We start from the raw sequence: 19,534 nt of genomic DNA, 5'->3' as shown, positions 1-19,534 counted from the left end.
TTGTGCCGATGTGGGATCCGGAATTGTGCGCGGCCGAGGTGCGGCGTCTGGCCGGCAAAGGCTGCAAGGCCATCAGCTTCCTCGAGGCGCCGCACGCTTTCGGCTTCCCCAGCTTTCACAGCGAGCACTGGGACCCGATGCTGACCGCGATGTCGGAGACGGGCAGCGTGCTGTGCATGCACATCGGGGCCAGTGGCGGCCTGATCACGCTGGCGCCTGACGCTCCGATCGACCATCACATCATCCTGCCCACCCAGCTCACGCTGATGGCCTTGCAGGACCTCATGTTCGGCCGTACCCTGCGCAGATTCCCGGACCTGCGTATCGCCCTTTCCGAGGGCGGCATCGGTTGGATCCCCTATTACCTCGAGAGGGCCGACCGACATGCCAAGAATCAACTCTGGATCGGTCAGGACTGGTCGGATCGCATGCCCAGCAGGATATTTCGGGACCAGGTCCTGGCTTGCTTCATCACCGACCCGGCCGGCGTCAAGCTGCGCAACGAGATCGGCATCGACAATCTGGCGTGGGAGTGCGACTATCCGCACACCGACTCGACCTGGCCCAACGGCCCGGAGCAGTTGTTCGGCGAGTTCACGGCTGCCGGTGCGACCGACGAGGAAATCAATAAGATCACTCACGAAAACAGCTGTCGTTTCTTTGATTTCGACCCGTTCAAACACACCGCGAAGAAAGACGCGACGGTGGGTGCGCTACGCGCCAGGGCCACCGACGTCGACCTGTCGACGGTGAGCAAGGCCGAATACCGGGCCCGTGCGGAGGCGGCCGGCCGGGAGACGGTGCAGGTCTGATATGACGAGTACCGTCGATCTGCCCAAGATCTCGGCCGATGCGCACGTCGACGAGCCGCATGACCTCTGGTATGAACGCCTCAGCGTGGACCTGCGCGATCACGCCCCGCGCCGCATCCTGGCCAATGACGCCGGCGGGTGGAGCCTGGTCGTCAACGGCAGCCCCATCGGTTGGAACGAACTGTCGGCAGAAGAGGCAGCAGCCAAGGAGGCCGAGCGCGTGGCGGCGGCCTCGCCCGACGTGCGGCTCGACATGATGCGGACCGACCGCATCAACGCCGAAATCGTCTTTCCCACCATCGGGCTATACGCGTGGGGCATCGCCAATCCCCTTGCTGGGCAGTCGGTATGCGAGGTCTACAACGATTGGATTCGCGAGCAGATCGGGGGACACGACCGGATCAAACTTGCGATGATGATCCCCACCTGGAATGCCGACATGGCCATCGCCGAGGTCGAGCGGGTGGCTGCCGATCCGTCGGTGGGTGGACTGCTGTTGCCGCTGGTCGGCAAGCCGGAGTGGAACTCCAAAGAGTGGGAACCGCTGTGGGGCGTCATCGCGTCGACGGGCCGGCCGGCCGTCATGCATCAGGGCAGCGGCCACGACATGATCTTCTATCGAGGGTGGGGGAGCGGCACGGCGAATCTTCTTGCCACGCAATCGATGGCGCCGCGCGCAGCCGCCTTGTTGAGCTGCAGCGGGATCCTGGAGCGGCATCCAGACCTGCACGCTGTCTTCGTCGAGTGCAACGGCGGCTGGATCTCGTGGGCGATGCAGACGCTGGACTACTATTACCAGGCGCACGACGAGATCGGCTGGACCAAACCGAAACTTGCCGAACTGCCCAGTCACTACATCCGGCATCAGATCCACTCGACCTTCCAGGACGATCCCGTCGCGATTACGAACCTCGCGGATACCGGCGCCGAATGCCTGTTGTGGGGCAACGACTATCCCCACCCCGAGAGCACATACCCAGAGTCGGAGAAGATCCTCGACAGGCTCTTCGCCGGCGTCGACATCGACAGTGCGCGGGCCATCATCGGCGGAAATGCACGCAGGCTATTTGGTTTTGACGAAAGCGTCCTGAAGGACGCCCCCTGAGTGGCCGTCCGATGAACGCAGAGTTCTCGCTTCGCCAACAGGACTACTCGCTCAGCGAGGAGCAGGCCGCACTGCGGGATTCCTTCCGGGCCTATTTCGAAAAGACCATCCCGACATCACGGGTTCGCTCGGCCGAACCGGACGGGTTCGACGCGGCGCTGTGGGACGAGCTCCAGGAACGTGCCCTCGTTGAGATGGCGCTGCCCCAAGCGGTCGGTGGCGACGGGGCCGGCTTGGTCGAGCTGGCGTTCGTGCTCGAAGAGGCCGGCCGCCGCGCGGCGCCGGTACCCCTGGCCGAGGTGTTGGCGGCGGCTCGCGCGCTCGCCCGCATCGACCCGTCATCGCGGCTGCTGGCCGCCATGCGCGATCGTGGCGCGGTTGTCACCCTCGCCCCGGGCACCGCCGACCGTCGGCTAGCACCCGCCGGAGCGATCGCAGAGGCCGTGCTCGCGCCGCAGGGCGCCAACCTGACGCTGGTCACCAGCCCGCCGGCGCCGACCCAGCCCAATCTGGCGTGCGCTCCGCTGGGCTGGCGCGAGGTTACCGGTGGCGCACGGGTGGGTTCGGCCGACGAGTGGGACCTAGCTGAACGGGAATGGCACGTCTTGACGGCGGCCGCGCTGGTCGGGCTGGGTCAGGCCGCCCTGGACCTCGGTGTGCAATACGCCAAAGAGCGCACGGCTTTTGGCACCCAGATCGGAGCGTTTCAAGCCATCGCTCATCCATTGGTCGACGCCGCCAACAGCGTGGGCGCGGCCCGGCGGCTGATGTGGCGCGCTGCCTGGTTCTGCGACCATGAACCCGAATCCGTTGGTGCGCTGGCCTTGTGCGCAGTGCTGGCCGCCGGTGACGCCGCCGAGCAAGCCGGGGCCACCGCCATCCACACCCAGGGCGGCTTCGGGTTCACCCTTGAATCCGACGTTCAGCTCTACTACCGCCGGGCCAAAGGCTGGGCGCTGGCCGTCGGCGACCGTCGCACCCTTCTGCGACGCGTCGCCCGGTGGGCGCCGCATGTGTTGAAGGATGCGCTCGCGTGAATTTCGAGACCATCGAACTCGACGACGACACCCTCACGTTCTGGCAGGGGGCACGCGCCTTCTTCGGCGAACACGTCACCCCGGCGGTGCTGGAAGACGAACGGCTGCACGGCGGCGGATTCAACGAGGGCCTGCACCTGGCGATGGGGGCGCGGGGATGGGTCGCGACGCAATGGCCGACGTCCGAGGGTGGGGCGGGCCTGGACGCGTTGCGGGCGCGCATCGTCGCCACCGAATGGGCGCGCAGCGGCGCGCCCTACATCCTGGCCTCCACGACGTTGCTACCACCGATCGCCATCCGAATCTTCGGCTCGCCGGACATCCAGGCCGAGGTGCTGCCGCGGGTCGCTGACGGCACCGTTCGCATCTGCCTGGGTTACACCGAACCGGACTGCGGATCGGATTTGGCCGCGGTGCGCACCCGCGCGGAGCGGGATGGCGACGAATGGGTTATCAACGGACAGAAGATGTTCACCACCGGTGCCCAGTTCAGCCAATACTGCTTTCTCCTCACGCGCACCGACCCGTCGGCGCCCATGCACAAGGGCCTCACCGTTTTCCTTCTGCCCCTGGACACTGCGGGGGTGGAGATCCGGCCGATCGGCACACTTGGCGGCGAACGTACCAATTTCGTTTACCTGCAGGATGTTCGCGTCAACGACCGCTGGCGCCTGGGCGACGTCAACGCGGGTTGGACCGTGGTCGCCGCGCCGCTGAGCCAGGAACACGGCATCTCCGCCGACGGCAGTGACCCGACCATCGGGGGGCCCTACCTGGCCGAGTGCGAGAAACTCCTCGCGGAGTTCGTTCGTTGGGCCGCAACGCAACCGGGTCCCGCAGGCACATCCTTGCTCGACGACACCGTGGTGGCCGAGCGCATCGGCGAAGCGCTCGTCAAGGTCGAGATGACGCGTTCGGCGTCGGGACCGCCGGCTCGCATCCTGTCCTCCGACCTGCTGGTGCAGACGGCGTCGGAGCTGATCGATCTCATCGGCCCGACAGCCCTTCTGGCGCGCGGGGCGGAGGGGAGTGCCGGCGACGGTGCATTCGAAGCGGGATTCCGATTCGCGCCGGGGACCGGCATCTATGGCGGATCCACCGACGTGGCGCGAAACGTGATTGCCGAGCGATTCCTGGGACTTCCCCGTAGTACACCGCGAAGGAACAAAAATGAGCGAAACGACAGCGCTGTCGGCTAGCCACGACGAACAGTCCGACGACGCCGTAACGGAGGGCATAGCCGCCGAGGCCTTCGGGGGTGACTTCGCAGCGATGCTGACTGTCCCCGAACCACAGGAAGTGTACGCAGGCATCGGATCGGCGCCGATAATCGTGATCGACAGCAATCACATTGTCGGCGCCGCCAAGAGCGTCGACGCTCTGACCCGCAGCCACGATGTGCGCGGATCGGGGGCAGTGGGCAATACGCAGAGCGCCGATCGCCCGCTGATTCCGCTGGACATCGACCGGCCCGAGCACACCAAATACCGCAAACTGCTTGACCCGATCTTTTCGGCGAAGGCGATCGCTCACCTGGAGACCGACGTAAGAACGCTCGCCGACGAGCTGATCGACAAGTTCATCGAACGCGGCCACGCTGACATCTACGCTGAATTCTGCGCGATCCTCCCGTCCACGATTTTCCTGCGCCTCATGGGAATTCCGCTCTCCGAGCTGAACTACTTCCTGCAGAACAAAGACGATTTGCTGCGCGACGTCGAGGGGGAAACCGTCGCGCAACGTGAGGCCAGGTACAAGGCGGCGGGCAAACGGTGCTACGCGTACTTCAACCAAGTCCTCGACGAACGCGAAGCGAGCGGCGAACCCGGGGACGACATCCTCGGCCGCTTCATGACAGCCGAAGTCGACGGCCACTCACTGACCCGCGAGAACATTCTCGACATCTGCTTCCTGCTGATGATCGCCGGCCTGGATACCGTAGCGGCGTCGCTATCCTGCATCCTGTCCTGGCTCGCGCGCCATCCCGACGAGCGCCGTCAGGTAGTGGCGAACCCGGAAATGTGGCCCGACGCCATCGAAGAGTTGATGCGTTGGGAGACCCCGGTGCCGGTGGCATCGCGCACTCCGACCGTGGACATGCAGGTCGGCGAGACGACCGTGGCCGCAGGAACGCAGGTGACGGTGCTGTGGGCCGCTGCCAACCTGGATCCGGAGAAGTTCAAAGATCCTCTCAAAGTGGACCTGACCCGTCGGCCCAATCCGCACTACTCGTTCGCAAGCGGTTTTCACCGTTGTCTGGGAAGCCATCTCGCCCGGATGGAGCTGCGGGCGGCACTCGACCAATTTCACAAGCGCATTCCCGATTACGAGATCACGCCGGGCTCATCGTTGCGATACGAAGCTCTTCCGGTGCGGCTGGCGCGGCCGCTGCCACTGAGTTGGGAGGTGCGTGGATGAGGCTGGAGCTCGACAGCGGAGCCTGCCAGGGGCATGGCCGCTGCTACAGCCTCTCGCCCGCGTTGTTCGACGCCGACGAGGAGGGGCACAGCGTGCTGCTGGCGGCCGAGGTGCCAGTAGGAGAGGAACCCTCCGCCACGGACGCCGTGCGGTCCTGTCCCGAGGAGGCCATCGCCCTTCATGACTGACCAAGCCGGCTCGACCGCGCGCCCCGACTCCGCGACGCCGACGTCGTCGGCTCGTCCGCAGATCCGAGCCGGATTCATCGGTCTCGGGGACCAGGGCAAGGGAATGGCGGATCGGCTCATAGCCTGCGGGGTGCCCACGACGTTGTGGGCACGCCGGGCGGAATCGCTTGAGCCCTATCGCGGTTCTGCGGCGTCGTTCGCGGAAACCCGGGCCGAGCTGGGGGCCAACAGCGACGTGGTCGGGATCTGTGTGGTCGACGATGCAGGGGTCCAAGACGTCGTCCTGGGCGAATCCGGGGTGCTCGCCGGCATGTCGCCCGGGTCCGTGCTGGCCATCCATTCGACAATCAGCCTGGAGGTCTGTCACCACATTGCGCGGATCGCGGCGGAACGGGGCGTCGGGGTGATCGACGCTCCGGTCAGCGGCGGCGGCTTCGCGGCTGCCGAGGGCAAGCTCACCGTCCTCGTCGGCGGCGAGGACGAGAACTACGAAAAATGCCGCGCGGAGCTCGAAACTTTCGGCGGCAACGTGATTCACCTCGGGCCGCTCGGCAGCGGGTTGATCGCCAAACTCGTCAACAACACTCTGCACGCCGCCCACTACGCCCTGGCGCGCGACGCGATGGTTGCCGGCACTCGGTTGGGCCTGGACGAGCACGCTCTGGGCCGCGCTTTGTCGGTTAGCAGCGGCAACAGCTTTTCGCTGAACACCGCCGTCGCTGTCGGTGGCTTCGGGGTGTTGGCTCCAATGGTGGGACCCCTGCTCCGTAAAGACATCGGAATCTTCGACCGGCTGACCGGCGAACGCGATGCCCCCACCGGCTCGCTGATCGCAGTCGCCGACGAAGCGCTGCAACTTTTCGGATATCCGCGTGAGCCGACTGAAACAGGTCTCTGACCGGTCACCAACGTGTTTCTGGCGCAGCCCGATTCGGCAAGTTGGTGTTGCGCCCACCGGGAACTCCACGTGGGTCGCCAACCAGCTTGTACGTCAGGCCATCCCGGCGATCGAAACCGGCGGCTGCACGGTCGGCGGTGTTGCTGTCGTCGCATGAATGCGGCTGGGAGCCGCCGCCGATGGCGAGAACCCCTATCGCTTCTCCGATGTCGACGCGGAGGAACCGCCCTCCTGAGCGCGACGATCCACACCGTCGCGGTCCGCACCGAAAAGAAACCTGTCGGCGATCGCATGCTCGTTGCGAATGGACATCTCCTGGGCGGTGTTGAGCCAGAGTCCCTCGAACCCGGCCGAGTGCATGCCCGCGTGGATGGCGCCGATGTTCCTCAGGTCCTGTGAGGGCAGCTCGCCCCAGCCGTCGTGGTCCTGCCACCGCTCGAAGACCTGCCACTGCGTCTCGGGCACCTCGCCGGGCGCGAAATGCTCCAGCGAGAACATCTCGAACGTGCACCGATTCGGGTCTTCGGCGTCGGGCAACATGCGGTATCCCAGCAGGCAGGACTTCTCGACCAGGATCACCATGGTCGGAAACACATGCCAGTCGCCGTTCCCCGCGAAGTATTGCTCCATCGACATCCGCGGGAAGTCAACGCCTTCGGCGCGGGCGAGCTCCTCGCACATCTGGTGGTACAGAACAAACGGTGGGACGTCGCCGGGCTCCATCGCGGCCAGCTTTTGCGCGGCCCGGTAGTCTCGCTCGGTGACCAGCGACCCGACCTCGAGGTATTGGTATTTCATCGAATTCGCGAACACCTCGGGTCGCGCCGCCTGCTCCTGGCGGCCCTTGTCGCGGCCGGCATGCTCGGGACGCTGTGTGTAGACGAACCGCGAGTGGTTCTTATAGGTGATGGTCGGGGTGTAGGGAGCGTAGACGTATTCTTGCGGCGCTGCGGGCTCCGCAGACGGCCGCGGGCCCTGCGCCGATCGCATCGTCTGCGGATGGGTCCCGGGCGTGTGATAGCCCTCGATGAAAGCGTCGACGACGGTCTTGTAGTTCGCCGGCAGGAACGTGCGCTTGCGCCAGCGGTAGCGCATGTCCTGCAACCGAAATGGAGCCAGCGCGGTCGGCAGCGGGTCCAGCCACTCGAGCAGATCCGGCGGGTCCTCGGCCATGCTCACGAACACCCAGCCACCCCACGTCCCAACCGCGATGGGACGCAGGCCCCACTGCTGGCGGGGACGCGGTGCGAATTCGTCGCGACATGGGACGAAGGAGGACCGGCCATCCAATTCATAACGCCAGCCATGGAATTCGCAGCGCAGCTCTTTGTTGGCCGAGCAACCGCTGCCGCGGACGACCTTCATGCCGCGGTGGGCGCAGGTGTTGTGGAATGCCTTGATGCTGCCGTCCTTCTGGCGCACCACGGCGATGGACTGCCGGCCGATCGTGTACTCGTAGAAGCAGCCGGCGTCCGGTACTTCCTCTACGCGACACGCGGGCTGCCACACGCGGGTGAACAATCGCTCCAGCTCGAGGTTCAGGAATTCCGGGTCGATGTACCGGCTCTTGGGCACGAAAGTCTCGCCGCAGGCGAACTTTTGTGGCACCCGCTCGGTGGCAAGCTCGGTCATTGTCGCACTTTTCGTCGGCTCAGCTGGAGGGTGGCTTGTCAAAGATGTTGGGATACAGCACCGCTTCCTTGAACGACGTCTCGATCTCGGCGAATGCGGTCGGGATGTCCCACGTCCCCGACGCCGACACGATCTCGCGTTCGACGACCGGATTGGACATCAGGCTGATCCGCCCGTTCCCGGCGAAGATCACGCGCCGGTTGAGCCAGTCGGACTGCTCGCTGGCCAGATACACGACCGGCGGCACGCAATTCTTCGGCGAAAGGCGAACGTTCGAGTCCGAGTAGTCCATGCTGCCGCCGCCCTTGATGCCCTGCGTCATCCGGGTGCCCGCGATCGGCGCAACGGCGTTGCAGCGCACCCCGTAGTTGCGCAGCGCGTTGGCGCACGAGAAGGTCAGGCCGACGATGCCCATCTTGGCCGCGGCGTAGTTCGGCTGGCTCGGCGCGCCCTGCAAGCCCGACATGGATGTGAAGGTGATCAGCCGGTACTGCCCGCCGCGGTTCTCCCGCCACCAGGCCGCCGCGTGGCGCGTGACGTTGAACGTCCCTTTGAGGTGCACCGACACCACCGCGTCCCAGTCCTGCTCGCTCATCTTGAAGACCATGCCGTCGCGAAGGATCCCCGCCGCGTTCACCACGACGTCCAAGCCGCCGAGCGTCTCGGCGGCCCGGCCGATGAGATCCGCGCACGCGGCGAAGTCGGTGATGTCGGTGGTGTCGGCGAATGCCTTGCCGCCACGGCTCGTTATCGCCGCCGCGACGCTTTCGGCCGGACCGGAGTCGTGTCCGGTCCCGTCGACGCCGACGCCCGCATCGGAGACCAGGACCGTCGCGCCCTCGGCGGCCAAGCCCTCTGCCACCGCGGCGCCGATTCCCCGCCCGGCCCCCGTCACCAACGCGGTCCGTCCGTCCAACACACCCATCGTCATCCAACTCCTCGTGGCCTCGCGTCAAAGACGAGCATACAGAACATACAAACAATATCTGTATAGCTGTTTAGCTATCGCCTACTCGAACCCCCACTCGGCATAGCGGCGTTCCAACTCGGCCATCGCCTCCCGGCCGCCGCGGGTACTGCGTTCCTTCATGAAGTTGAACTCGTCGTCGCGCCACACGAGGTTGCTGAACACCGTGTGGCCCATCGGGACCCAGTCCCCGAACTGCGCCATCCCGACGGCGTGCCAAAACGCGATCAGAGCGTGCTTTCCCACCATCAGGCCGTCGGCCGAGTGGTGAGCGATCGCGCGGGCATAGCGCAACGCTTCGTCGCGGAGCCGCTCGGCGGGCACCACCGACGCGGCTACCCCCCACTCGCGTAGTTCGTGCGCGGACACCTTGCGGCCGGTGATCATCGCCTCGTAGCCGCGGTTGGGTCCCATCTTGAGCAACGCGAGCGGCATGGCCGTGGAGAACCCGGCGAACCCAATGCGCGCCTGAGGGCGGGCAACGTACATGTCATCCGAGACGACCAGAATGTCGGCGGCCAGGGCCAGATTCATCCCGGCGCCCAGCGTGGCACCCTGACAGCCGGCGATCACCGTCTTCGGGAACTCCAGCCAATTGGTGAGGTGCCGGTGCAGCCGCCGGGCGTTGCCCAGGCGCGCGGTCTGCGGCAGTCGCTCGCCCTTGCGCAGTCCCGCTTCTTCCACCGGGAGCCGGCGCACGTCGTCGCCGCTACAGAAGTCCTTGCCTTCGGCCAGCAACACGACGGCCTTGACCTGGTCATCGTCCTCGGCGCGGTCCAGCCGCTCCTTGAAGAGTCGATGCATGCCCGGAGACAGGATGGCGTTGCGCCGTTCGGGCCGGTTGATGGTGATCTGCGCGATGTGCGGTTCGACAACCTCATAGCGGACCCAGTCCTCATCGACCTCGAATTCGCCTCCAGCGGCGGAGTCGGTGGCCATCAGCCCTCCTTCGCGCGTTGGCAGTACATAAGTACACTAGTCGATCAATTGTCACATCGGGTGATACGGTCGGCGAATGCCAACATTCACGGTCACCAAGCGGCTCGCCGTGCCACCGGACGCGGTGTGGGCCGTTCTCGCCGACTTCGGTAACGTCGACTGGATCCCCGGACCCAGCGATGTCAGGGTCGAGGGCGAAGGACCCGGCATGCGGCGGTTCATCGCAGCGAGCACCGAGAAGCCGGTCATCGAGACCCTGATCTGGATCAAGCCGGACGAGCGTGCGCTGTCGTACGAGATCACCAACAATCCGATGCCGGTCAGCCGCTTCGTGGCGGTCAACACCGTGACCGAGAGCGCGGATGCCGGCGGAGAATCAATCGTGGTCTGGGACATCGACTACGAGCCCATCGGTGACGACGCCGCCGCGCGCGATGCCATGGAGGCCGTTTACGGCCTGATGGCGGGCTGGGTGCAGGACTTCGCCCAAGCGAGAGAGTCCGGATAGAACACTTAGACAGAAAGTGTCTATTAGTTTAGGATTGTTCGAGTGATTGATCCTCTCGATCTGGTACTGATCAGCGTCGACGACCACACCGTGGAACCACCCGACATGTTCAACGGCCGGGTGCCAAGCCGTTTCGCCGACGACGCACCGCGCATCGTCGAGGACGCCGACGGCATGTGTTTCTGGGTGTACGACGGTCTGCAGCTGCCGAACATCGGGCTCAACGCCGTTGTGGGCCGGCCCAACGACGAATGGGGATTCGAGCCGTCGCGATTCAGCGACATGAGGTCGGGGTGTTACGACGTCGACGCACGGGTGAACGACATGGACGCCTCGGGGGTCCTTGCGTCGCTGTGCTTCCCGTCGTTCCCGACCATCTCGGGCGCGCTGTTCACCTACCGCGGGGACCGCGACGTGTCCGAGGCGATGGTGCGCGCCTACAACGACTGGCACATCGAGGACTGGTGCGGGCGGCATCCCGACCGGTTCATCCCGATGGGGATCCTGCCGTTGTGGGACGCGAGCCTGGCCGCGGCCGAAGTGCGGCGCCTGGCGGGGCGCGGCTGTCGCGCGGTGACGGCTCCACAGCACATCGGGAGCTACGGGCAGCCGCCCTGGCAGGATCCGCACTGGGATCCGCTGTGGGAGGCGATCTGCACAGAGAACACTGTCGTGAACATCCACATCGGCACGGGCGGCGGATTGCCGGTGCCGTCGGACCTGACCACCTATCTGGCGTACAACTCGATGCTGCCGATCGACACCCAGCGCTTCGTTGCCGACCTGTTGTTCTCACCCATTGTGAAGAAGTTCCCGTCCATCAAGTTCTCGCTGTCGGAGGGCGGCATCGGATGGATTCCGTTCCTGCTGGAGCGATTCGAGGACATCTACTCGCGACAGCGGGCCTGGACGGGAGACGATTTGGGTGACGGGCTGAGCCCCAGCGACGTGTATCGCCGCAACTTCATGTCGTGCTTCATCCGCGACCGGGTCGGCATCGAGATGCGGGAGCGCATCGGAGTGGACACCATCTGCTGGGAGATGGACTACCCGCACTCCGACAGCAGCTGGCCGGACGCGCCCGAGCAGCTCGCCGCCCAGTTGGAGGGCTGCACACCCGACGAGGTCGAGGCGATCACCTGGCGTAATGCGGCCCGCGCCTTCGGCTACACCGGCGTCGAGCGACGGGGCAGGGAACACTGCACCGTCGCGGCGCTGCGGGAAAGAATTGCCGGCCTGGATCTGTCGGCGCCCAAGGTGGACGCCGGCCGCGCGCCCAGGGCGGGCGCTACCGCGATCACGTACGGCGACATGAAGGTACGGATGGCGTCGATCCTTCGCGGTGGGGCGTGACCGAACCGGATTACGGGGTCGTCCTCACCGGGGCCGATCGGCAGTTCCGCGACGAGGTGCGCGGGTTTCTTGCAACGGCATTGACCTCGGACGTGCGCGTCCAGGGCCGCGACGAGATGGATCGATTGAGCCGAATGCGCCTGTGGCAGAGGCGTCTTCACGACGCGGACTTGGCGGCGATCTCATGGCCGTCCGAATTCGGTGGTCGCGCGGCCACTCCGGTGCAACAGCTCATCTTCAACGCCGAGATGGCCGCCGCGCACGCCCCAGAGCCCATCAACCGCAGCGCCGTCAATCAGCTCGGCCCCACGATCATCCAGTGGGGTACCGACGAGCAACGCCAACGCTATCTGCCGAAAATCCTTTCGGGCGACGAGGTGTGGTGTCAGGGATTCAGCGAACCCGACGCGGGCAGTGATCTCGCCGCCCTGAAGACCAGGGCCGAGATCCACGGCGAAGAGCTGGTCATCACCGGGCAGAAGGTCTGGACGTCCAAGGCGCAATACGCCGACTGGATCTACATCCTGGCACGCACGGATCCCACGGCGGACAAGCACCAAGGAATCAGCTACATCCTCGTACCCCTACGCACCAGCGGGATCGAGGTGCGCCCGATCCGCCAGATCACCGGGCAGGCCGAGTTCAACGAGGTGTTCTTCGATTCGGTGCGGGTGCCGCTCGACAACGTGCTCGGCCCACTGCACGGCGGTTGGCGGGTGGCCAAATCCACGCTGGGCTACGAGCGCGTCGGACAGAGCCGCACCCATCGGATCGAACGGCGGCTGGCGATTCTGATCAAGATGGCGCAGGAGCAAGGAGCGCTGGGGCACGAGGGCTGCGGCGACGGCTACGTGGCCGATCGGATCGTCGGTTTCGCCGCGCGGGTGGAGGCGCTGCGTCAGATCTCGGCCCAGGCGACGGCCGCCGGCGTCCGCGGCGTCAGTCCCGGGCCCGAGGCGTCGGTGGCCAAGCTGCTGACGTCGGAAGTCGATCAGGAGATGGCCAATTTCGGCCTGGAACTCACCGGGCCGGGTGGCACCCTGGAGCGCGGCTCGGCGGGGGCGGCGAACAACGGGAACGTCGCACGGAGCTACCTGCTGATGCGGGCGGCGACCTTCGGTGCGGGCACGTCTGAGGTCCAGCGCAACGTGATCGCCGAGAAGCTGCTGGGACTGCCGCGTGACCCCTGATGGCCCGTCGTCGCTGAACGAACTCGCACGCAGCGCGGCCGAACTCGAGCAGTTGCGGGCGTCGGCCGATGATGCCCTCCGAAAGGTGTGGTCTGCCAGCTCTTTTCGGAGCCTGCTCGATGGCCCCGGCCCGGTGTTCGACCCGAAGCTGTGGCAGACGATCGTCGAGGCCGGGTGGGCCGACGTCTTGGTCAGCGAGGCCGCCGGGGGCGGAGGGGGCGGGCTCCGTGATCTGTGCGTGCTGGCCGAGGCCGCCGGCGCGGCGTCGGCCCCTGCCCCGCTTGCGATGGCGGCGGCCACGGGATGGTGCGAGAACCGCTGCGCCGACGGGATTCCCCTGCTGTTGCCCGAGCGCGGAGAGCGCACCGCGGCGGGCGTCTCCGGAGTGTGGCCGCTCGTGCCGTTCGGTGCGGTCGCAACCAAATTGTTGGTCTGCGCGGGCGACGGAGAGTCCGCCGTGCTCGGGGTTGTCGACCCGGCGGAGGCGGGCGTGGTGCGCGAGCCGGTGACGCCCCTGGATCACAACCCCGGCGCACGAATCACGCTGAGCGATACGCCGATTCAGGTCCTCAAGACCGGGCCGGATGCGGTCCGCCGCCACGGTGAAGCCGCGCTGCGCGCCCTGATCGGCCGGGTGGCCGAGTTGGTTGGCATTGCGGCGGCCGCCAACGAGGCCGCAACAGAGTACGCGAAGCTGCGCGTCGCCTTCGGCCGCCCGATCGGCGCCTTCCAGGCGATCAAGCACCGCCTGGTCGATCAGCGGTGCGCGATCGAGATCGGGCGGGCGCTCGTCAATCGTGCCGCCGACGCTTGCCAACACGGGCATCCCGAGGCCCCCGCGCTGGGCTCCCTCGCCGCCTACTGGGGTATCGACGCGCTGCGTACCGTGCCCGAGGGCGCCACTCAGGTGTTCGGCGGCATCGCGTACACGTGGGAGCACGATGCCCACGTTCATCTCCGCCGGGCGGCCAGTGCCGCGGGAAGTCTCGGTCAGCGCGCGCACCACCGCGACATCGTGACGCGCTGGCTCACGGGGCGCTATCCGGTGGAGCAGCCGGGAGGTGACGGGTGAACTCGTTCCTCTCGGGTGTCAAAGTCCTTCAGGTCGGCGACGGGATCGCCGCTGCGGCGGCCACGTCGCTGCTGGCGAACCTCGGCGCCGAGGTGAGTAAGCTCGGCGGCGGTTTCTCGCCGTCCCGGGTAGGGCCGATGATCGCGGTTGGCGCCGCGTCGGTGCCACTGGTTGACGTGGTTCTAGATCGTGGCAAGCGAATTCTGCAATCACCAAGCGACACATCGGCATTGATCGACGCACACGACATCGTGATCGTCGACCACGACGCCGCGATCGACCCGCCGCAGGCCAGAAACGCCGTGGTGGTGAGCGTCAGCCCATTCGGCCTGACCGGACCGCGCTCCGTCGAGCGGGGTGGTGAACTGATCGCCCAGGCGACCGGTGGCATGCTCGCTACGATCGAGGGCTCCGACGGGACGCCGGTGCCCGCCCCTGGCTATGTCGCGCTCAAGGCGGCGGGCGCGGTGACGGCGCTGGCGGCCCTGCACGGCCTCGATCGGCGCAACGCTACGAGCGCGCCGGTGAGCGTGGATGTATCGGTGCAGGAGGCGGTCGCATTCACCGCGGCCCTTCCCGAGTGCGCCCACGTGCTGTACTCCTGCCCGGGAAGGGCGGGCAGCGGGCGTTATCTCGCCCCGTCGGGCTTGTTCGCCTGCCGCGACGGGCTGGTGCGCATCACCGCCGTCGAAAATCACCAGTGGACCGGCCTGTTGGTGGCCTTGGGTCATCCCGGATGGGCCACGGGCCTGGGCGAACGAGCCGCCCGGATAGAGCACGCCGATTTGATCAACCACCACGTCGGGGCGTGGGCGGCGACGCTCCTCAAGGAAGACTGCGCAGCCCTGTTGCAGGCCAACGGCGTGCCTTCGACGCCGGTGAATACACCCGCGGAGATCCTGACGTCGCCCCAATTCGCTTCTCGCGGAGCCATTTCGGTGACTCGACTGGGCGGTACTGCCCTGTCCGTACTGGCCCCCCCATGGGCGACGCGCCCGGGCGGGCGGTTCGGACGGCAGCGCACGGGCCGGCTGAACAACCTGCGAGTCGCCGAGCTGACCCACGTCCTGGCCGGGCCGATCGTCGGCGCGTTGCTCGGTGGGATGGGTGCCCGGGTGCTGCGACTGGAAGACCGCGACCGACTCGACATCTACCGCCGCACCGGACCGTTCGCCGCAGGGCGGCCCGGCGTCGAGCGCGGCGCGTATTTTGCGGTGGCCAACCACTCCAAGCGCAGCGCGCTGATCGATCCCGGCCGGCCGACGCAGGACGTCGCCGCCGCCCTCGAGGAAGCCGACGTGCTGATCGAGAATGTCGGCGCGGCACGGCTGACCCGGCTCGGCGTCGACCCCGTCGAAATCGCCGACTCGGGCCGGTTGGTGATGCGGGTCTCGGGTTTCGGGTCGACGGGTCCCATGGCCGGATACCGCGTGTACGCCAACAACGTTCAGTCCTACGGGGGTCTGGCCGGACTCACCACGGGATCCGACGGGTCGCCGGCGCGGCTCGGCACGGTAATCGCCGACCCGCTGTCTTCGGTGGTGGCGGCCACCGTGATAGCGGCTTGGGCGCTCGGGCCTGCCCGCGACTTCGGGGCGGTGATCGATCTGTCCATGGCCGAGGTGGTGGCGTCCACGGTGGCCGAATTCGTCGCCGCGGCCTCGGCCCCCGAGGGGGTGGTGTCCGACGGTGGGGCCGACGCGCGGGGCGGCGTCTACCGTAGCGCCGATGACCGCTGGGTGGCGGTCGAACTCTCGGCTCCCGCGGACCGGGCGCGCCTGACGGAATTGGCCGGGGAACCCGATCAGCTCGCCGCGCTGATCGCCGGCGCGCCGGCCGGCGAGGCGGCAGCGCGCCTGACGGCCGCGGGGTTGCGCGCCGCGGTCGTGCAGCGCGCGGACGACCTGGTGAACGACCCCCACCTGGCCGCGCGGGGATTCTTCCCGGAGATCGCCCACCCCGATCCGGATATCACCACCGCGCGCCTGGTCGGTCTCCCGTGGCGATTCACCGGGCAGGGCCCGATCCCGCTGGCGCCGCCGCCGGCCCTGGGCGACGCGAATGCCCGTCAGGAGAGGATGACAAGTGCCGGCTGATCCACCCAGTGATGAGACTGCGACGGTGTGGGCATCGACGTTCGTGCCGTCGAGGTCGCCGATTCCCGAGTTCGGCCAGGAGGGCTACTCCGTCGCATGGGTCGACACTCGCGACGGCCGGGTGCAACTCCTGGTGTCCGGGCCACGGCCCGGGCCCGGTGCCGTTGGCCGAATCGTCGAGCGGAAGCTTGGCGAGGCTGAAGTGCTGCTCTTCGAGGCGGATCCGGCGTGACGGGCGTCCACGTCGCGGGCGTCGGGCTCACCCCGTTCGGCAAACACGGCGACACCGCGCTCGCCCAGTTCGGGGTGACGGCCGCCCGGCAGGCGCTCGAGGACGCGGGTCTCGGCTATGACGCCATCGGCGAGGTCTTCTGCTCGTCGTCGATGGCGCCGCCGCAGACCGGGCTGAAGGTCGCGCATGCGTTGGGACGCAGCGGGATCCCGGTAACCGCGATCGAAAGCGCCTCGGCGGGGGGCATGGTCGCCCTGCGGCATGCTGTGTGGGCGGTGGCGTCGGGCCGCTGCGAGGCGGCGTTGGCGATCGGCTATGAGAAGACGACCGCGCTCGAGCCCGGCGGGGTGGTACCGGCGGCGGTCGATTTCTGGGACCGGTTCCCGCCGCAGATCCACTACGCGATCGAGGCGAATCGCTTTCTGTACGAGGCGAACTGCGCGCCGGATGTTATCGGTGCCGTCGCGGCCAAGTCGTATAACCAGGCGCGCCTGAATCCGCTGGCGGCTCGGCGCAACGACCACGAGGTGACCGTTGAACAGGTGATGTCGTCGCGGATGATCGCCGAGCCGCTAACCAAGATGATGTGTCACGCCTCGGTCGACGGCGGCGCCGCGATCGTCGTGACGTCCGGACAACGTCCGCGGTCCGTGGCGATCAACGCCATCGAGCAGACGAGTTGGCCCCGCGACCCGGGCTGGCCGCTGGCGGGTCCGTGCGTCGGTCCGCCGTCGCAAATAACCCTGACGGCAGGGCGGGCTTACGCCGCGGCGCAGGTCGCGGCGAATGACGTCGGAATTGTTTCCCTGCATGACATGTGCGCCAGCGAGGAGGTCACCGCGCTGATCGCACTCGGCCTCGTCGACGTCAAGGATGTCGCCGAACTCGTCCAGTCGGGCGGGTTGGGATCCAAAGGCAGGCTGCCGACCAACACCGACGGCGGCTGCCTTGCCCGCGGGCACGCGTTCGGTGCAACGGGACTGGCCCAGGTCGCCGAGGTGGTGAGTCAGCTTCGTGGAGAGTCGGATTCGCGGCAGGCCGCCGATCCCCGCGTCGGGCTGGCGCAGGCGATGGGGGGCGGTGGGTCCTGTGTTGTGGCCGTACTGGGTCGGTGATTCGGCCCTCAGCCGGGGTCTTCGTAAGACCGGCCGAAAAAGCGTTCGACGAGGGCGCGTTCGTCGGCGGGGTCCCTCACCGGCCACCACCACAGCGCCAGGAACGCCCGGATAAGCCATTGGGCGGCAAGTGGATCTGCATTGTCGGATCCGAGCATGTCATAGGCGAGTGCGGTGACAGCGGGGGAGTTCGTGAGCCACTCGCTGCGCGGCACCGTCGGTGCGGTCTGCATGAGCTGCGCCAACGGATCAGAGCGCAGGCGCTGCAGGGCCAGGATGGTGGCCGTCACCACTCGTTCGCGGCCGGTCAGGTCTTTGATGGCCTCGCGCACGGTATCGACGATGCGGCTTGCCTGGAGGGCAACCACCGCGTCCCTGATGGCCGCCTTTCCGCCGGCGTGCCGGTAAATAGTCGCCGGTGAGCAGTGGACCGTTTCGGCGAGGCTCTCGATGGTGAACTCGTCGTATCCGACGTGCGAGATGAGGTCGGCGGCGGCCGCATATATCCGTTCGGCGGCTGCGCTGCGGCGATCCCGGCCCACCAGCCAGTCGTTCCGTGCCATGCAACCCTCCCGTACAGCCGACAGAAACTTCCCTCAGGGTGAGAATTATCGGTAACAATTCTCAGGCTAACGCGCTGGTCCTCCCGCGCAAGCGGTTTGGGGTGCACGGACGGCGCGGCGGGAGGCTTATCAAACTTTCCTCGCCCTATTGACCGCGCCGACGGTCACCTTCAGCCTGGGTCTATGGCGGTCTTGAGCGACCCGGTCGATTTCTTCGGTGCCGAGGCTTTGCAGGATCCGTATCCGATGTATGACCGGATGCGCGCGACGGCTCCGGTGCATCGCATCGCCGATTCCGACTTCTATGCCGTGTGTGGCTGGGACGCGTTGATCGAGGCCGTCACTCGGGTCGATGACTTTTCGTCCAATCTCACGGCAACCATGATTTTCCGCGAGGACGGCAGCATCGGGGCGTTGCCGATGATGGAGGCGGGAAGCCCCACCCACGCCCTGGCCACGGCCGATGATCCGGCGCACGCACTGCACCGCAAGATCTTGCTCCCACACCTGTCCGCGCGCCGGGTGCGGATCATCGAGGAATTCGCTGCGGAGACCGCCGAGCGCCTGTGGGAGGAGAACCTGCACCAAGGACGCATCGAATGGATGGGCGCGGTGGCGAACCGGCTCCCGATGATGGTGGTCGCAAAATTGCTGGGCCTGCCCCATGCCGATGTCGACAAACTGATCCGGCTGGGTTACGCCACCACCACCCTGCTCGACGGCGTCGTCACCGAGGCGCAGCTCGCGGAGGCGGGGGTTGCGGCGTTCGAACTGTCGGCGTACGTCATGGAACATTTCGACAAGGCGGATACCGCGGACAAATCCGGGCTGATACCGGACATGGCCGCCCGCTACGCCTCCGGCGAGGTGGACCAGGCCGTGGCGATGGGCATCATGCTCACGCTGTTCAGCGCCGCCGGCGAGTCGACCGCCTCGTTGTTGGGCAGTGCGGCATGGATTCTCGCCGACCGCCCCGAGGTCCAACAGCGGATTCGCGAAAACCCGGAACTACTGGGCAATTTCATCGAAGAAGCACTGCGCTACGAGCCGCCGTTTCGTGGCCACTACCGCCACGTGTGGCGTGACACCACCCTCGGCGGGGTGGAGGTGCCGGGGAATGCGCATCTGATTCTTTTGTGGGGAGCCGCCAACCGCGACCCCGAGCACTTCGAGTCGCCCAACGAATTCCTTCTCGACCGCAGCAACGGGAAGGGGCATGTGACGTTCGGCAAGGGCGTGCATTTCTGCGTCGGGGCGGCCCTGGCCCGGTTGGAGGCTCAGATCGTGTTCAAGATGCTACTGGAGCGGACCACCTGGATCGACGCGTGTGACGTCGGAGATTGGCTGCCCAGCATCCTGGTCCGACGACGGAAGCGGCTGGAGCTCGTCGCACGGTAGCGGCCTCCGAC

The 19,534-nt window shown here is 66.9% G+C and carries 19 protein-coding genes; 15 read left to right on the top strand and 4 right to left on the bottom strand.

Annotated features, from left to right (window positions below; all coding sequences use genetic code 11):
* The 7 genes from A5704_RS13305 to A5704_RS13275 all read left to right on the top strand — a co-directional run.
* A partial coding sequence (locus A5704_RS13305; protein ID WP_156737670.1) for an amidohydrolase family protein occupies positions 1-812 on the top strand: 812 nt, incomplete at its 5' end.
* 1 nt (position 813) lies between these two features.
* Positions 814-1,917 (top strand): amidohydrolase family protein, encoded by a 1,104-nt coding sequence (locus tag A5704_RS13300; RefSeq protein ID WP_067782536.1) that lies wholly within the window; start codon positions 814-816, stop codon positions 1,915-1,917.
* A gap of 11 nt (positions 1,918-1,928) precedes the next feature.
* Positions 1,929-2,954 carry an acyl-CoA dehydrogenase family protein gene (locus A5704_RS13295; RefSeq protein WP_067889357.1) on the top strand — a complete coding sequence of 342 codons (1,026 nt, stop codon included), beginning with the start codon at positions 1,929-1,931 and terminating at the stop codon, positions 2,952-2,954.
* A complete protein-coding gene (locus A5704_RS13290) occupies positions 2,951-4,153 on the top strand; it encodes an acyl-CoA dehydrogenase family protein (protein ID WP_067889353.1) in 1,203 nt (400 codons plus the stop codon). Before A5704_RS13295 ends, A5704_RS13290 begins: the two co-directional genes overlap by 4 nt.
* Positions 4,125-5,372, top strand: a complete 1,248-nt coding sequence (locus A5704_RS13285) for a cytochrome P450 (protein ID WP_082954857.1) — start codon at positions 4,125-4,127, stop codon at positions 5,370-5,372. The genes A5704_RS13290 and A5704_RS13285 overlap by 29 nt, the downstream gene beginning before the upstream one ends.
* Positions 5,369-5,560: a ferredoxin gene (locus tag A5704_RS13280; protein WP_067755181.1), complete on the top strand. Its 192-nt coding sequence runs from the start codon at positions 5,369-5,371 to the stop codon at positions 5,558-5,560. The genes A5704_RS13285 and A5704_RS13280 overlap by 4 nt, the downstream gene beginning before the upstream one ends.
* Positions 5,553-6,458 carry an NAD(P)-dependent oxidoreductase gene (locus A5704_RS13275; RefSeq protein WP_082954856.1) on the top strand — a complete coding sequence of 302 codons (906 nt, stop codon included), beginning with the start codon at positions 5,553-5,555 and terminating at the stop codon, positions 6,456-6,458. The genes A5704_RS13280 and A5704_RS13275 overlap by 8 nt, the downstream gene beginning before the upstream one ends.
* Positions 6,459-6,650: 192 nt before the next feature.
* Here the strand turns inward: A5704_RS13275 and A5704_RS13270 are convergent, their stop codons facing one another.
* The 3 genes from A5704_RS13270 to A5704_RS13260 all read right to left on the bottom strand — a co-directional run bounded on the left by A5704_RS13270 (position 6,651) and on the right by A5704_RS13260 (position 9,996).
* Entirely contained in the window at positions 6,651-8,090 is a 1,440-nt protein-coding gene (locus tag A5704_RS13270; RefSeq protein WP_067889350.1) for an aromatic ring-hydroxylating dioxygenase subunit alpha, read from the bottom strand.
* 19 nt (positions 8,091-8,109) lie between these two features.
* On the bottom strand, positions 8,110-9,021 hold the full coding sequence (locus tag A5704_RS13265; protein WP_231965165.1) for an SDR family NAD(P)-dependent oxidoreductase: 912 nt from the start codon (positions 9,019-9,021) through the stop codon (positions 8,110-8,112).
* Positions 9,022-9,099: 78 nt separating this feature from the next.
* Entirely contained in the window at positions 9,100-9,996 is an 897-nt protein-coding gene (locus A5704_RS13260) for an enoyl-CoA hydratase/isomerase family protein (RefSeq protein ID WP_067784295.1), read from the bottom strand.
* A gap of 76 nt (positions 9,997-10,072) precedes the next feature.
* On the opposite strand from A5704_RS13260, the gene A5704_RS13255 reads away from it, so the two are divergent.
* From A5704_RS13255 to A5704_RS13225, 7 genes are read left to right on the top strand one after another with little or no spacing between them, the layout of a single operon-like run.
* A complete protein-coding gene (locus tag A5704_RS13255; protein ID WP_067889347.1) occupies positions 10,073-10,504 on the top strand; it encodes an SRPBCC family protein in 432 nt (143 codons plus the stop codon).
* 42 nt (positions 10,505-10,546) lie between these two features.
* Positions 10,547-11,857, top strand: coding sequence for an amidohydrolase family protein (locus A5704_RS13250; RefSeq protein ID WP_082950438.1), 1,311 nt, complete (start codon positions 10,547-10,549; stop codon positions 11,855-11,857).
* On the top strand, positions 11,854-13,047 hold the full coding sequence (locus A5704_RS13245) for an acyl-CoA dehydrogenase family protein (protein WP_067889344.1): 1,194 nt from the start codon (positions 11,854-11,856) through the stop codon (positions 13,045-13,047). The genes A5704_RS13250 and A5704_RS13245 overlap by 4 nt, the downstream gene beginning before the upstream one ends.
* Positions 13,037-14,119, top strand: coding sequence for an acyl-CoA dehydrogenase family protein (locus A5704_RS13240; RefSeq protein WP_067889341.1), 1,083 nt, complete (start codon positions 13,037-13,039; stop codon positions 14,117-14,119). The genes A5704_RS13245 and A5704_RS13240 overlap by 11 nt, the downstream gene beginning before the upstream one ends.
* Positions 14,116-16,215 carry a CoA transferase gene (locus A5704_RS13235; protein WP_067889338.1) on the top strand — a complete coding sequence of 700 codons (2,100 nt, stop codon included), beginning with the start codon at positions 14,116-14,118 and terminating at the stop codon, positions 16,213-16,215. Before A5704_RS13240 ends, A5704_RS13235 begins: the two co-directional genes overlap by 4 nt.
* Positions 16,205-16,447 (top strand): hypothetical protein, encoded by a 243-nt coding sequence (locus A5704_RS13230; RefSeq protein ID WP_067889335.1) that lies wholly within the window; start codon positions 16,205-16,207, stop codon positions 16,445-16,447. Before A5704_RS13235 ends, A5704_RS13230 begins: the two co-directional genes overlap by 11 nt.
* Positions 16,444-17,562 carry a thiolase family protein gene (locus tag A5704_RS13225; RefSeq protein WP_067889332.1) on the top strand — a complete coding sequence of 373 codons (1,119 nt, stop codon included), beginning with the start codon at positions 16,444-16,446 and terminating at the stop codon, positions 17,560-17,562. Before A5704_RS13230 ends, A5704_RS13225 begins: the two co-directional genes overlap by 4 nt.
* An 8-nt stretch (positions 17,563-17,570) precedes the next feature.
* Here the strand turns inward: A5704_RS13225 and A5704_RS13220 are convergent, their stop codons facing one another.
* Entirely contained in the window at positions 17,571-18,125 is a 555-nt protein-coding gene (locus A5704_RS13220) for a TetR/AcrR family transcriptional regulator (protein ID WP_067784306.1), read from the bottom strand.
* Between the two features lie 183 nt (positions 18,126-18,308).
* Here A5704_RS13220 and A5704_RS13215 point away from each other — a divergent pair, with 183 nt between their 5' ends.
* Entirely contained in the window at positions 18,309-19,523 is a 1,215-nt protein-coding gene (locus A5704_RS13215) for a cytochrome P450 (RefSeq protein WP_067889329.1), read from the top strand.
* The last annotated feature ends 11 nt before the right edge of the window (positions 19,524-19,534 follow it).

The organism is Mycobacterium sp. E735 (assembly GCF_001666955.1).
GTDB lineage: Bacteria > Actinomycetota > Actinomycetes > Mycobacteriales > Mycobacteriaceae > Mycobacterium.
The sequence above is the reverse complement of the archived record's forward strand: the minus strand, read 5'-3'. Positions and strand labels throughout refer to the sequence as shown.